The sequence below is a fragment of the Streptomyces sp. NPDC038280 genome (assembly GCF_055600045.1).
The window spans coordinates 39,844-55,315 of the sequence record NZ_JBVJYZ010000013.1; the positions used below are offsets into that span (position 1 = coordinate 39,844).

A 15,472-nucleotide genomic window follows, 5' to 3' on the forward strand; every position below is an offset into this window, starting at 1 on the left:
CGCGACGTGCTGGAGGCATCCTCGCACCTGCCACTGACAACACGCCCGGGACCCACCTGTAAGTGATCTTGAATGGTCGGCTGTCGACCTAAAAATGCCTGCTTGGGCGCGCCTTCGGATCAGGTGTGGCAACCATCTCAGCGCCGGTCGCGTCTTGTTTTCGGACAAAAGGAGCTCGTTTCCGGACACTGGGTGTCCGTCCGTGACTCCGCCGGTGACCCGTTCGGCGGCACTAAAGTAGGTCGGACCACCCGGGCGGGTCACAGAACAAGGGACAGGACCCCAGACCCGGACCTCCTCAGGACCATCATCAGCAGGGAGCGCGTGACGTGCGGCCAATCGGCAGCAAGTACCTGCTCGAGGAGCCGCTCGGACGCGGCGCCACGGGCACCGTCTGGCGAGCCCGCCAGCGGGAGACGGCGGGCGCCGAGGCGGCCGTTCCCGGCCAGCCCGGCGAGACCGTGGCGATCAAGGTTCTGAAGGAGGAACTGGCGAACGACGCGGACATCGTGATGCGCTTCCTGCGCGAGCGTTCCGTGCTGCTCCGCCTCACCCATCCCAACATCGTCCGGACCCGCGACCTGGTCGTGGAGGGCGATGTCCTCGCGCTCGTCATGGACCTGGTCGACGGCCCCGACCTGCACCGCTACATCCGCGAGAACGGGCCGCTCACCCCGGTCGCCGCCGCGCTCCTCACGGCCCAGATCGCCGACGCGCTGGCCGCCAGCCACGCCGACGGCGTCGTCCACCGCGACCTCAAGCCGGCCAATGTCCTGCTCGCCGAGCTCGACGGCCGGATGCACCCGATGCTCACCGACTTCGGCATCGCGCGCCTGGCCGACTCCCCGGGCCTGACGCGTACGCACGAATTCGTCGGCACGCCCGCGTACGTCGCCCCGGAGTCCGCCGAGGGCCGCCCCCAGACCTCCGCCGTCGACATCTACGGCGCGGGCATCCTGCTGTACGAGCTCGTCACCGGCCGACCCCCCTTCGCGGGCGGCACGGCCCTCGAGGTCCTGCACCGCCACCTCAGCGAGGAGCCGCGCCGGCCCTCCACCGTCCCCGGTCCGCTGTGGACGGTCATCGAGCGCTGCCTGAGCAAGAACCCGGACCACCGCCCCAGCGCCGAGAACCTGGCCCGTGGCCTGCGTACGGTCGCCGCCGGCATCGGCGTCCACTCCTCGCCCGCCCAGATCGAGGCCGCCGACGGCGTCGGTGCGCTGCTCGCGCCCGACCCGGCGCCCGCGTCCGTCCCGCAGACCCCCGGCGCGGCCGACCCGACGCAGGTGCTCCACAGCAACGCGCCCCAGTACGACCCCGGCGCCGCGACCAGCTTCCTCCCGGCGGCCGGTGCCGCCGCCGGTGCGGGCGCCGACGCGACCGCCGTGATGCCGCCCGTACCCCCGCGTCCGGACGGCCCGCCGCAGCCCGAGGAGCCGCACCCCTGGCAGAGCCAGCTGCGCGCGGCCCGCGATCGCAACGAGCAGACGCAGATCCAGTACCTGGACCCGAGCCAGGACCCGCTGCGACGACGCCCCCAGCGCCAGCCGCAGCAGCCCCAGCGGCCACAGCAGCCGCAGCAGAGGCCGCAGCAGCCGCCGCCGTACGCCCAGCCGCCGCAGCGGCAGCAGTACGCACCCCCGCCGCCGCCCCAGCAGCGGTACGCCCCCCAACCCCAGCAGCAGCAGTACGCGCCGCCCCAGCAGCCGCCTCAGCAGCGCCCGCCGCGTGAGCCCCGCCGGCGAGGCGCCAACCCGATGCGGATCCCGGGCCTCGGCTGCCTCAAGGGCTGTCTGTTCACCATCGTGCTGTTCGTCGTGGCCGGCTGGCTCATCTGGGAGCTCACACCGCTCCAGGACTGGATCGCCCAGGGCAAGGGCTACTGGGAGGCCATCGGCGACGGCATCTCGACGGTGACCGGCTGGATCTCCGAGCTCAGCGGCTCCGATCCGGGAGCCACCACGGGGGATACCGGCGGTACGGGGCAGTAACCCTGCCGATTTATCGACTTCCGAGGGGTGATTTCCCTTCGGAAGTGACGACCAGCGCCTGATGCCGCGTAACTTTGTCGCGAACGCCAGCCGCTGAGGGAGCAGTCTTGGCACGGAAAATCGGCAGCCGGTACACCGCCCACCAGATCCTCGGGCGGGGCAGCGCCGGCACGGTGTGGCTCGGCGAGGGGCCCGAGGGCCCCGTCGCCATCAAGCTGCTGCGCGAGGACCTGGCCTCCGACCAGGAGCTCGTCGGCCGCTTCGTCCAGGAGCGCACCGCCCTGCTCGGCCTGGACCACCCGCGCGTGGTGGCCGTCCGCGACCTCGTCGTGGACGGCAACGACCTGGCGCTCGTCATGGACCTCGTCCGGGGCACCGACCTCCGCACCCGCCTCGACCGCGAACGCCGCCTCGCCCCCGAGGCGGCCGTCGCGATCATGGCCGACATCGCCGACGGCCTGGCGGCCGCGCACGCCGCCGGAGTCGTCCACCGCGACGTCAAGCCCGAGAACATCCTGCTGGACATGGAAGGCCCGCTCGGTCCCGGCGGCGCCCACCCCGCGCTGCTCACCGACTTCGGCGTCGCCAAGCTGATCGACACCCCCCGGCGCACCAAGGCGACCCGGATCATCGGCACCCCGGACTATCTCGCCCCCGAGATCGTCGAAGGTCTGCCGCCCCGCGCCGCCGTCGACATCTACGCCCTCGCGACGGTCCTGTACGAACTCCTGGCCGGCTTCACGCCCTTCGGCGGCGGCCACCCCGGGGCCGTACTGCGCCGCCACGTCACCGAGACCGTCGTCCCGCTCCCGGGGATCCCCGAGGAGCTCTGGCAGCTGATCGTCCAGTGCCTGGCCAAGGCCCCCGCCTCGCGGCTGCGCGCCTCGGAGCTGGCCGTCCGGCTGCGTGACGTCCTCCCGCTGCTGTCCGGCATCCCTCCCCTGGACGTCGACGAGCCGGACGCGGAGCCCACCCAGCAGTACGAGGAGCCCGAATACCCGGCCCTTCCCACGGAACCCCGCCGCCGCGGCGCGGTCCCCCTGGTCCCGGGCTCGGCCCCCGACTCCAACCGCGACACCCACACCTCGATGCGGGTCCCGGCGCCCGACGAACTCTCCGGCGGCCCCCTGGGCACCGCCCGCGCCCCCCGCCCCTCGGGCGCCCGCCGGCCGGGCTCGGCCCGTCACAAGGCCGACGCGGTCCGCAAACGCCGCATCACCCTGGGCCTCGCGGCGGTGGCGGTGGCGGTGGCGATAGGGGTGGGCGGCTACCTGGCGACGACGGGCGACGCGGACGCGCCTCCACAGGACTCGGGTAACACGGCTCCTGGGAACCCGTAGGTGGGGCTGCTCAGTCGGACGATTCACGGAGGTAATTGCGCGCGAAGCTTCTTACGCTGTCTCTGCGGCCTGACTGTCTTGCCCATCCGCCCCGAGGAGTCAGGCGAGTTCAGAGGAACTCGTTGAGGAAGTGGGTCGCGGCCCATCAAAACTCCTCGCCATCTTTCCGCGATTCCGACAAACCCGATTCATGCGAGAAAACTCACTTCATTCTCGCATTGCGCAGATTCTCGGATGCAGATTTGAGATTGACGAGCAGTGCATGCCTTTCAGGCAAGGCCGAACCTGCTGCCCGCTGAGCCTCCTCATGCGTCTGAGAGAAGTCGCGCCATGCCTCGTAGATCGATTTTGTGCACTCCCGCAGCAGTGCGGAGCATTCAGCCACTTGACGCATGGATAGCTCACTCTTTCCTTCCGCGCCAATCCAACTGTTGAACCTGGCCTCTTCGGCGATGAATTCACCGACCAATTCCACCAAATCGTTGCCAAGCATCTCGCTACTCAGCATCAAAACGACCAGGTTCGTAGCTGGCGCTGCAGTGGGGCCTGTGATTTCTTCCGGGGTTGGCCATCCCTCGGGCATCTCTTCCAGCCATGCCCAGTCATCAGGCAGTGACATCATCTTCTCCTGTCACCCAGCATTGTGTCGCCGGATCAAGTACTTCGTCAGCTCAATGGATGACGTCATATCCGGGAGATCTGTAACCCCTCCTGCGCGCAGGACTTCAGCACAGTAGGTAACGCAACTTCGGCTGTCGACGTTGTAGCGGCCAAGATTCCTCCCCAGAGTCACTTCCTGGAAGGCTAGAGCCCCTCCCGGGTTTGGCAATGGAATCCGCACCCTAATCGTCGTGGGCGCGTGCGGCTCCGTGCGAATCGCGGGCACAGCATCTGTACCGGGGACGCCTACTTGTTCGGTATGCAGCGCCTCATCCGCCGTCTCAACCTTCACGGTTGCATGCTTTTCCACCGGGTCCAAGTAGACCGTGGCCGTTCCTTCCCCGCAGTTGTGAACGAGTACGGCAGTCTCGCCCGCCAGCACATAGTACGTATGCAGGTTCCTGACCGTCAGGTCGTACGTGACCGACGCCCACCGGTAGTTCCGGACCGTCAGGACCCTCAGCGTCGTGCCGTCCGGCTGGCGCAGTTCCGTGCCGGGGCGGAGGTCCTTCGCGTCCACCCACCGCTTCTGCGTCGCGTCCCAGAACGGGTGGTGCCAGGTCGTCGTCACCTTCGCCGGCTTGGCCGGCCCGGTTCCGGGGGCTGCCGGCTCCGCGGTGAGCGTGAGGTCGGTGAACTCCTTGTCGTCCTCCGTGACGATCTGGCGTTCGACCTTTTCGCCTGTGGTGACATTCGTCTGCGGGTCCGACGCCGTGACTTCGTCACCCGGCTTCAGTTCCGAGATCGGCTTTGTCGTGCCGTCGGCGAGGAGTACCAAAGTGTCGGCGGTGAAGCTGTGTGTCCTGACGCATGCGGCACCGGCCGATTCCAGCGCGTTCGCCTGTGCCCGCGCCGCCTTCGCCGTCGATGCCGCCGCCTGGGCTAGGTCCTCCGCCTCCTTGATGATTCCTTCGGCCTTTTTGAAGGCCCGCCAGATCTTGAACGCCTTGTAGCCCGCCTTGATCGCCTTCGCGAGCTTGCCCCAGGGCACCGCGTTCAGGGCTGTGTTGAAACAGCCCATCACGTCGCCCTTGGTGAAGCAGTTGACCGCGTCGGTGATGCCGAGCACGTCGGCGACCAGGTTGATCAGCTGCCGCTTGAGTCCCTGCTGTTGCTTCTTGGCCGCTACCGCGACCGCGCTCGCCGTCTTCGCGGCCTGCTCGGCGGCCGAGGCGTCGGCCTTGGCCTTGGTGGTGGAGTTGCCGAGGTTGCCGCGGCCGTCCTTGCCTCCGATCGGGTTTCCGTCGGAGCACATGCCTCGGTGGCAGGTCGTCGTGTTCGTCCCGCCGGGGTCGACCGGACCCTCGGTGATGATCTTTCCGGAGCCGTCGCCCTTCGGGGTGCCGATGCCGCACAGGTCGGCCCAGCACAGACCGCTCGGGTCGCTCTGTGTCGTCGGGTTGTTGCCCGCGTACGCGTAGGCGTTCCAGGTTTCGGGTTCTCCCGGCACGATCAGCGGATCGGGATTCAGGAACCGGCCGACGACGGGGTCGTACTGGCGGGCCCCCAGGTTGACGAGCCCGGTGGCCTTGTCCTCCTGCCCCCCGACGAAGCCGCGTGCCCCCTGCCAACCAGCAGCGGCCGTGCGGATCTCGCCGAACGGCTTGTACTGGCGTCGCGTGACCTGCTGCGAGCCGGCGTCGATCTCCAGCGTCCCCGTGTTCTGCCGGTCGGAGACGAGGTAATCGACCTGGACGCCTTGTGCGTCCGCCGACTGGACGGCGATGGTCTGGCCGCCGAGCGAGACGTAGCGCGAGCCTTCCGCCTCGGCGGCGCCGTCCTTGAGCGTGAGCTCCTGATCGCCCGTGAACAGGACGGTCGCGCCCGCGTCCCGGCGGATCAGCAGATTGCCGGAGGCGTCGTAGACGTACTTCGTCGAAGCCGACGTTCCCGTCCTGGCCAGTTCCTCGAGCTTGCCGACCGCGCTGTACGAGAAGGTGTCTGTCCCCGCCCGGCCGGTGCGGGTGCGGATGTTGCCCGACGCGTCATAGGTGTACGTGGTGGAGGAGTTGGACTCGGCGCCGCCCGGCCCCGTCCTGTCGACCCTCTCCAGTGCGTGGGCAGGGCCCTTGTCGGCCGCCGGAACCGCGTACGTCGACACGGTGTCCTTGGTCGCGTCACCGCCGAGATCGTGGTCGGTCTGCGTCTCGCGGTTGCCCGTACCGTCGTATGTCCACGACTGCCAGTACGCCGCTGGACCGCCCACCATCGTGGCCACCCCGGCGGCGGGCTTCTTCGCGCAGTCGTCCGTCGCCGTCCAGGCACTCTCCAGACGCTGCGCCCAGTCGTGGGCGAAGCACTGGGTATCGATCTTGCCGCCGCCGAGCTCGTCACGGATCTTCGTGACGTTGCCCGCCGGCTGGTAGCTGTAACTGGTGCGGTCGGAAACCTGCGCACCCGACGCCGTGACGACGAAGGACGAGTTGAGCCGGTGGGTCTGCTCGTCGTACTTCAGGGTCTGCTGCGCGAAATTGCCCGAGGTCCCGTAGGTGAACTGCTCGGGCTCGTCGAACTGCGTCCAGGAGAGGGACGCGGTCAACGACGGGCTGCCCACGCTCTTCTGCCGGCCGAACCTGTCGTAGCCGTAGGTGAATGTCTCCTGCGGCAGATGGCCGGCGGCGGTGTTCGTGTAGGAACTCAGCGTGCCGGTGAGGTTGTACCGGTTTTGTGTGAGGTAGGTGCCCTGGAGCTTGCCCTCGCTCGCCGGGATGACGAGCGCCGACGCGGTCGGCCAGCCGTGCGAGTCGTACCCGAGGACCTTGCTCGTGTACGCCGCGCCACCTTGGTAGCTGGTCGAGGAAGTCGGCAGACCCTTCTTGACGGAGTCGTACGTCCAGGCGGCCAATGGCTTGCCCTGGGCGACGTCCGTCACGCCCGTGGTGTCGTAGGCGCCTGTCTTCCGGCCCAACTCGTCGTACGTGTAACTGACCGTCTTCTGGCGGGCGTCCGTGGAGGAGATCGTCTGCCCTGAGGCGTCGTACTTCGTGGTGGAGCGCCCGGTGTCCGGGTCGGTCTGGGCGGTCTTGCGGCCGAGCAGGTCGTACGTGTTCGTCCAGGTGTGGCCCTGGCCGTCGTCCTGGCCGATCTGGCGGCCGGAGGCGTCATAGGTGTAGGTGACGGCGTCCGAGGTACCTGTCGTGGTACTGCTGTGATAGCGGACCAGCTTGGTGGTGTTGCCCCGGGCGTCCACGAGGGTGCTGGTCGGCGTCGCGCCGAGCGGCGGGACGACGTCGGTCCGGTCGGAGCCGGGGTAGAAGGTCGTCGTCCGCCAGGTCTCGGAGGCGCGGGTGTAGGCGACGCTCACCGTGGGGCGGCCGGCGCCGTCGTAGAAGGTGCCCGTCTGGGTGGGCACCTGGTTGTCGGGCGCGTACACCAGCGCGCCGGACGGCTTGTCCTTGCTGTAGTACGGCCCTGCCGACTTCACAGCCCAGCTGTGGGAGTCATAGACGGTATCGCTGATGACACTTCCGCCGTCGGCCGTCTCCGTCTGCGTCTCCCGCTCACGCAGCATCGCGTCGTAGAGGGTGATCGACGTGCGGTAGCTGCCGTCGTCGTTGAGGCTCTGCGTCGTGACCGCGGAAGGCGCCGACGGGGAAAGGCTGTAGGTGTACTTGGTGTTCGGTCCGTTGCTGGTCGAGAAGCCGGGGCGCCAGACGGCGGTCAGTCGGCCGAGCGCGTCGTATGCGCTGGTCGTCGAGTAGCCCGCGGCGTCAGTCGTCCTGGCGGGGAGACCGCGCTCCGGCTCCATCGTGGTGGTGGTCGTGAAAGCCGCCGTCTGACCGGTGACCTTGGGCTGAGTCACCTGGACGCTGGGCGGTGCCGTGCCGACGGCCGGAGTGAAGACGGTGGTTGTGGTCCGGCCCAGCGCGTCGGTCTCACTCGTCTCGCGCCCGTACGCGTCGTACTGGTTCTTGAGCACGGTGACGTAGTGCGGGGTCCCGTCGGCTGCGACGGAGTCGGCCTTCTGGACCATCGTCACGTCACCGATGCCAGGAACAGCAAGATTGTCGGTGTGCCCGTCGAAGAACGCCAGGTCATCGCTGATCGCGTGCTTGGGGAACTGCGGGGTGGCGGCGCAGCCGACGGCGACGGTCTGCATGCGCCTCGGCATGGGAAGCCAGTCGCCGGCCGCGTTCTTCGCGTACCAGGTGCGGGAGCACTTGTCGTCGCTCGAGACCGACACGTCGCCCTTGTCGTCCACGGAGGTCGGCAGGCCTGTCGCGCTGTCGAACTCGGTCACCGTCTCGGTCGTACGGGGCTTCCCGTCGGCCTTCGTGGTGGTGCTCCGCGTCCGCTTGGTGTTGAGGATCCGCGCTTCCAGGGGGGCGAGGCCGACCTTCGTACGGCTCTGGGTCGCGGTCACCGGACCGAGCCAGGGCTCTGTGGTGGTGGAGGCGAGCGTGGCCCCGCCGTCGCCGTCGAAGCTCTGCGTCTCGAAGGTCTGGCCGGACAGGGCGGGTGAGTCGGTCACCTCGACATCGCCCACCGAGTTGGTCAGTGTGGAGCCCTTGCCGCGGAAGTACGTGGAGCGCGAGAGGGTGATCTTCGCGGGTGCGGTGCCGGTGCGCACCTCCACCTGGCCGAAGCCCCGCCACTGGTTCCACGTGCGGTACTTGGCCAGGGAGAGCGAGTCGTCATTGAAGGCCCAGAAGGGGTCGCCCACGTAGCGGTACGAGGTCTGCACGGGCAGACCGTTGCCGGTGGGGTCCTGCTCGGTGACCGTATTGACAACGAATTTGTTGAACCAGTCCAGCTGAGGAGATGTCTGGCCCGGCGGTGTCCAGTACGACGGGTAGCAGCGCATCGTGTTCGTCTGCGGGCTGGACGGCAGGACGACGGTGCCCTTGCGATGGCACTGTGCCGCCAGGTAGTTGACAGTGATGACCTTGCCGGACTCCGTCGTGATGGTCATCATGCGGCGTCGGGTGATCGGCTGGTAGCCGTCGAGTCCGTCCACGCGGTTGGCCATCGGCTGACCGTCGAAGTACACCGGTGGCAACGACTCGGTACTGCTGCCGGCCATGCCCGTACGCACGATCGACGACAGCCACAGGGTCGGAGTGGTGGTGTCGCCGGTGGCCGGATAGGTGTGTGTCAGCGCCCACGCGTCGACGTCGGCATAGGTCTTGTCGACGAGTACCTGTGTACGGATCGCGGTCAGGCGTTTCGTGGACCAGAACGAGGGACCGTGGTTGGCACACGTCCCGGTGGCGGTGCAGTTCTGGTCCAGGGGCACGTCGGGCCAGTGCGCGTTGTTGGCGAGCGTCCGCTTGGCTTCGGCGCAGTCGAAGGAGGCGTTGGGCAGGCAGCGCTCGGCCGTGGTGAAGAAGACCTGGCCGGCCGCGGGCGACGCGGTGTCGTAGACCTTGCCCTTGCGCTGGCCGTACTGGATCTTCGAGAGGTAGCTGCTGCGGGTGTACGCCGTCGGGGTACTGGCGTCGTTCACGCCGTAGTAGCCGGTCTCCGGGGTGTACCAGTAGCTCATCGCGTTGTCGTGAGGGTCCACGACGTAGTCCAGGCTCCAGCGGTAGGCCTGTTGGCAGGAAGACGCCGCGAACGTCGAGGCGTGGCAGGGTTCCCCCGCGTCATTGCCGAAGACCGGGGTGGTCGCGACCGAGTTGGTCACCGGAGCGCCCGTGGTCCAGCCGGGGAGCCGGTTCCGTCCGAATTGGTACTCGGTGCCGTCGGCAGTGGTCACGACCCAGTACTCGTGGTCGTTGTCGGTGTTCACGGTGTCCGTGCGGACCGAGATCTTCTCGCCGTTGTCGTTCTGCGGGTGCCATGTCTTGGACGTACCGTCGAAGACGAGGGTGTTCGACGCACCGTTCAGCGAGAGCGTGAGCGTGTCGGCGGCGTCCGACCAGCACTGGTCGCCGGTCTTGGGGCTGCCCCCTGCCGTGTCGTCCGAGCAGGGTAGGTAGGAGCGTTCGATGAACCCGGGGGAGAAGTCCCAGCCATCGCCGACCCAGCCGGACTGGCCGTTGGTCGACGAAGTGCGACCGTCCACGCTCTGGGAGCTGTAGTCCAGTGAGACGTTGGGCTTGAAGCCGCCTGGAACGTCGGGCAGGCCTATCGGATACGACCATGAGAAGCCACCGGTCGACCCACCCGCCGTCCACTGCCCGGAGGGAGCGAGGGACGTGGCGGAGTAGCTTCCGCCGCCGCCGGAGGCCGAAGCCGTGGCGGCGAAGACGACTGGTTGCGCCCCCCCGCCCGGCGAACTCGCGGCTACGGACACGTTCGCCGACACACGGCCGCTCTTCGCGTCGTTCGCGGAGACCAGCGGCGTCTGCTTGCGGCAGGCGTCCTTAGCGGGAGTGGTCAGTGCGCAGGCGGGCAATTGGACCAGCCGCAGTCGGGATGACCAGTCACCGCCGTACGCCTGGGCGAAGGGGCGGTAGTCCAGCTCGACATGGACGCTGCCGGGCGCGCCGGGCTCGATCCGCTGGACCGATCCCAGGACTCCCGTGACACCGGCACGGTCGGCGGCCGAATGGTCGCTCAGCCGGACTCGCACCTTTCGGACCGGGGAGGCCGCGGAGCGGACCTTCGCCTTGCCGGCCGGTGCCGAGACCCGGACGGGGAGCGCGCCGGCCCGTACGGCCGAGGAGGAGGGTACGGGCGTATCGGCGGCCCCGCCCCGGGGCCATGTTCTCTTGGCGCCGGCCGGATCCCAGGAAGGAGTCTTCGGGCGCGGAACCGGCCGCTTGGGCACTGGTGTGACCGGGACCGGATCGGCCTTCTCCGGCGTGACGGCGTAAGTGCGCTTCTCGTTTCCGAAAAGCGCTGTCGCAGCGGCTGGATCAGCACTTGTCACCACCATGAGCAGCGCGGACGCGAAGGCTGCCAATGACGCGCCTGCGGTAATCCGGCCACGGTGGCGGAAAACTGTTCCGACCCTGGATCGACCAGTCATGAAACCCCCCAGTTCCGTATAACGGCCAGCGGAACTTAGCAGGGTTTGAATTGCCAAAACTTATGGAGCGAAAAAAGCAGCGGCAAAGATTGAGTAATGCCAGAGGCTTGTAGGCGCTGATCTGTCCTGATTTGGGGACTTATTGCTTCTGACGGGCGGTAGTGGGCGAATCACTGAACGGTGAATTCCATTTCGAGGGATAAATGGCGCAAGTCCGATCAATGTCGTGCGCCTTTGCCGAATATTTACTTGTTCGTTTCGCGTTGAAATGACTATCGTCCGCGAGCCGAAGTGAAACCGCCGACATGTCCAGGGGGGCTGCATGTGGGGCCGTCGTGCGTCCATGCATAAACGCCATATCGTCACGCTGTTGTGCGCCGCGCTCGTATCGACGGCTGCGCCCGGCGCCGCCCTCGCCGTGGCGTCCCACGACCTGCCACCGCCGCTCGTCTCGCCGGGGGAACCCGCACCCGTCCCCCAAGATCCGCCGCATAGGGGCCCGCTGGGGCGGATGAAGGACAGCGAGCCGTCCGGACTCACCCCGGCTCAGGAGCAGGCCCTGGCCACGGCTCAGGGCAGGGCGGAGAGCACGGGCAAGCCGGCCGCGGTCGACGCGCTGACCAATGAGACGGACATGGTCACGGCGAACCCGGGAGGCACGGTCACCTGGACGACGAGCGTGCTCCCTGAGCGCGTACGCAAGAACGGTGTCTGGACGGGGCTGGACAGCACGCTCCGCAGGAACGCCGACGGCTCGTACAGCCCGACGGCATCGACCGGATCGCTGACCTTCTCCGGTGGTGGTGACGGACCGCTGGTGAGGATGAAGGACGGCAAGGCCACCCTCGGCCTGTCCTGGCCCACGCAGCTGCCGACGCCGAAGACGTCCGGACCGGACATCACCTATCCCGAGGTCCTGCCCGGCGTCGACCTCGTCCTCACCGCGAACACGCGAGGCGGATTCACCCAGGTGCTCGTGGTCAAGTCCGCGGCCGCCGCCGCCCACCCCGGCCTGGCCTCCTTGAAGCTGGGCGTCCGGACGACGGGAGTGGAGCTGGCGGAGGACAAGGACGACAACCTGCAGGCGAAGTCACCCAACGGCCGAGTCGTGTTCAGCGCGCCGCAGCCGCACATGTGGGATTCGTCGTCTGCCTCGACGAAGGCCTCCGGGGCGACCGCGAAGTCGGCCGCTCCCGCGTCCCTGTCCAGCCCGCGAGGCCCGGCGGGCGGGGCCAGGTCCGCTCGCATCCGGGTGGACGTCAGCGCCTCGGCCCTGACCCTCGTGCCCGACGCGAAGCTGCTCAAGGGCACGTCCACCAGGTACCCCGTGTACATCGACCCGTCGTGGAACCCGCACCCGGCGAACGGGGCCAGGCAGCACTTCGTCGGCGTCCAGGAGGGGTGTCCGACGGCGAAGAACTACGACTCGACCACGTACGGAAACCCGGGCGTCGGCATGAACTCGTGGTCCGGCTGCATCGGCCGGGAGAGGGCCTACTTCCAGATCGGAATTCCGTCCGCCATCTGGAAGACACACATCGTCTCCGCTGTCGCCAATGTCCAGGAGACGTCCTCGTCGAGCTGCAGTGAGTCGTCCTCGGTGACTCTCTACGCGGCGAACGCGTTCAGCGCGAACACGTCCTGGAGCAGCCGCCCCGGACTGGTGGCCGCACTGGGTTCCCGCACCTTCGGCCCGGCGTGCAGCAGTTATGTGTCCGGCGGATACGCGGTGACGTCCGCGATAGCCAAGGCCGCGGCCGGCCGCGCCGGCAGCTGGACCTTCGCGCTGCTCAACGGCAATGAGTCGAGTGGCGTCTACATGAAGCGCTTCTCGCCGAGCCCGACGGTGAGCATCACGTACAACCATGTGCCCTATGTGCCGAGCGGTCTCGCGGCCACCGTCAACGCGGCCTCGTACGGCTGTGACGTCGCCGCTCCCTACCCGGTCATCGGCAAGACCGTCGCCACCACCCCGCCAATGCTCACCGCGGTGGTGGGAGACGCGGATCGGGACGCCCTCGCCGCGAAGTTCACCTACTGGGTGGACGGCAGCGCCACCAAGGCGACACTGACCTCTCCCGATGTCGCGAGCGGGAAGCGGGTTCAGGTCCAGCTTCCCGCCTCCTTCGTCTCCGGCTTGAAGGACGGCAGTACCGTCGCCTGGCAAGTCCTTGCCACCGATGGCAAGGACACCGCCACCAACCCGTCGGTCTGCCGCTTCACCGTCGACCAGCGCGCACCCGTCAAGCCCACCGTCGAGTCCCAGGGGCTGCTCTTCCCCGAGCGCGAGCAGGGCGCCGCGGCGGGCACGGAAGGGACGTTCGTGGCGCGTGTCGCGCCCGGATCGGCCAACAACACCGCGACGAAGTTCGTCTTCGGGCTCGATGTGAAGCCCCCGACCTCCAACCCGCCGGCCTCCCAGGTGGTCGCGGCGGTCAACAACAGCGCTTCGTACAAGGTCCGGCCACCGGCGCCCGGAACACACACGCTGTGGGTGTACGCCCTCGACGCGGCCGGCAACGCCTCGGAGATGTATCCCTACGAGTTCATCGCCCTCGGCCATGCTCCCCGTACGTACGCCAGCCTGAAGGACGCCTTCAACAACACGGCGGTCTCCTCGGACAGCAATCCCGCGCCGGCGGACATCGACAGCTACGGCAACAGCTTCTCGTCGCAGGATCTGCAGGCGGCGGGCTGGAAGCCGGGCGAGAAGCTCACCGTGAACGGTGCCACCTTCACGCTGCCGACATTCGGCACCGGCGGCCCCGACAACGTCATGGCGGCGAACCAGACGATCCGGATGAACGGTGCCACGGGCCATGCCCTGGTCTTCCTCGCCACCGCCACCCAGGCGCGCACTGCCCTGGACCGCAATCCGGCGGACGTCACGAGCCCGGTCGTACCGGACGGCACGACGGGAGCGGGTACGAACTGCGTCCTGACGAATGGCCTGCCGACCGACTGCGAGGCGGCGACGGGAGCCATCACCTACAGCGGGTCGCCGTCACCGTCTCCGTACTACCTCTCGGTCCCGGACTGGTCGACGGGCCCGGGAACCCTCGCGACGGTCACCCTGCCGCACAGGAACAGGCCCGCCGGCGGCCAGGAGGCAAGACCGGTCAAGATCTACACCTTCTCCGTGCCGCTACGGCCTGGGGTGGCCGTCGACTCCGTGACGCTGCCGGATGTGAACGACAGGGCGACGCTGGGAATCCCGGGGTTGCACATCTTCGGTATGGCGGTGCGGGACACCGGCAGGGCGACGGGTGGGGGGTCCTGGAAGGGCGCTTGGGGAGCTCCTGTCGAAGGCATCTACAACTACAACGACGGGGGAAGCGACTTCACCGATCAGACGTTCCGGGTCGTTGCGGCTCCCAGCGTCAGCGGTACCGCCCGCTTCCGTCTCTCCAACGCCCACGGTCTCACTCCGCTGGTGATTGATCACGCGACCTATGCGCTGAGCGCTGGGGGCGGAGCCCAGACCGAGGCGCCACCGGTCGATCTCGCCTTCGACGGCGGCAAACGTTCAGTGACCATCCCTGCCGGGGGAGAAGTGTTCACCGACCCCACCTCGACGCCTTTGCCGGCCAGGAAGGGAGCGGTGATCAGTTTCCATCTGGCCAACAAGGTGAAGTACCTGCCGCAGCACAGTTGGGTGGGAAATACAGGGATCATGTACGTCAGTCCACCCGGCTCAGGAGATCGCACGGCGGACAAGGAGGGCACGGCATTCAGCGGGGACGGAGTCAGGTGGGGGCGTTTCATCAACATCCTGACCGAGATCGACGTGCTCAGCGGCGACGGTAAGCCGACCGTCGCGGTTCTCGGCGACGGCTTGGTGGATCCGTTCTCCGGTGGGACTCCCGTCCAGGGCGGAGTGCCGCGGCTGCCTGAATGGCTGGCATGGAATCTCGGAAGTGATCCTTCCACGGCCGGGGTCGGTGTGGTCGCCTCCGGTATCGAGAACAACCGCCTGACCGTGGACGGGACGCAAGGCGGAGACGCCGCTCTTTCCAGACTGGACCGCGACGTCCTTTCCGTCCCTGGAGTGAAGACGGTCGTCATCTATGAGGGACTTCGTGACCTTCTGGCCGGGACCGACGACATCGATCTCACGAGCACCTATGCCCTCCTCCGCGGCCAGCTGACGGCATGGGGGATCAAGGTCGTGTTCACCACGCTCACGCCGTGCCACGGTTACGGTCCGTGTACACCGATGGTCGATCTCAATCGTCTGAACGTGAATAGCTGGATCTCGGAACAGCAGGACTTCACCGGGCCCTATGTCGACCATGTCGACACAGAAGCGGCGGTGGCCGTGCCCGACCCGTCCAGCCCCCTGGATCCGCCGTCCTTGCGGCTTCGTGCGGAAGCCGCACCTGGCGACCATGACGCGGGTGATCACGTGAACCTCACACGCAACGGCTATCTGGCTGCCGCCAACGCGTTCGGCTTCGGCGTGCTTGATCCAGGGGTCGCGCCGGGGGGAGCTTCCTAACAATTCGCCCACGGCCGAGCGGCCCCCTGCGTCCCCTCGGGGGCCAGGGAGGCCGCTTTGCCACGGA

5 protein-coding genes are annotated in these 15,472 nt (G+C 68.0%); 3 read left to right on the forward strand and 2 right to left on the reverse strand.

The annotated features are described in order from the left end of the window. Window positions 1–329 precede the first annotated feature (329 nt). Both ACZ7J0_RS23990 and ACZ7J0_RS23995 read left to right on the forward strand, forming a co-directional pair. A complete protein-coding gene (locus ACZ7J0_RS23990) occupies window positions 330–1,991 on the forward strand; it encodes a serine/threonine-protein kinase (RefSeq protein ID WP_470890518.1) in 1,662 nt (553 codons plus the stop codon). A 107-nt stretch (window positions 1,992–2,098) separates the two neighbouring features. Beyond that, window positions 2,099–3,331 (forward strand): serine/threonine-protein kinase, encoded by a 1,233-nt coding sequence (locus tag ACZ7J0_RS23995; protein ID WP_470890519.1) that lies wholly within the window; start codon window positions 2,099–2,101, stop codon window positions 3,329–3,331. A 202-nt stretch (window positions 3,332–3,533) separates the two neighbouring features. Here the strand turns inward: ACZ7J0_RS23995 and ACZ7J0_RS24000 are convergent, their stop codons facing one another. Both ACZ7J0_RS24000 and ACZ7J0_RS24005 read right to left on the reverse strand, forming a co-directional pair. Then, window positions 3,534–3,950, reverse strand: a complete 417-nt coding sequence (locus tag ACZ7J0_RS24000; protein WP_470890521.1) for a hypothetical protein — start codon at window positions 3,948–3,950, stop codon at window positions 3,534–3,536. A 12-nt stretch (window positions 3,951–3,962) separates the two neighbouring features. Further along, window positions 3,963–10,508, reverse strand: a complete 6,546-nt coding sequence (locus ACZ7J0_RS24005) for an RHS repeat-associated core domain-containing protein (RefSeq protein WP_470890523.1) — start codon at window positions 10,506–10,508, stop codon at window positions 3,963–3,965. 742 nt (window positions 10,509–11,250) lie between these two features. Between ACZ7J0_RS24005 and ACZ7J0_RS24010 the strand changes: the two genes are divergently transcribed. Then, complete coding sequence (locus ACZ7J0_RS24010) at window positions 11,251–15,405, forward strand: SGNH/GDSL hydrolase family protein (RefSeq protein ID WP_470890525.1); 4,155 nt, start codon at window positions 11,251–11,253, stop codon at window positions 15,403–15,405. Window positions 15,406–15,472 lie beyond the last annotated feature (67 nt).

Excerpts from the sequence above, each read along its gene's own strand:
- ACZ7J0_RS24000 (WP_470890521.1), bottom strand. The coding sequence starts at position 3,950 with ATGTCACTGCCTGATGACTGGGCATGGCTGGAAGAGATGCCCGAGGGA.
- ACZ7J0_RS24010 (WP_470890525.1), top strand. The coding sequence starts at position 11,251 with ATGCATAAACGCCATATCGTCACGCTGTTGTGCGCCGCGCTCGTATCG.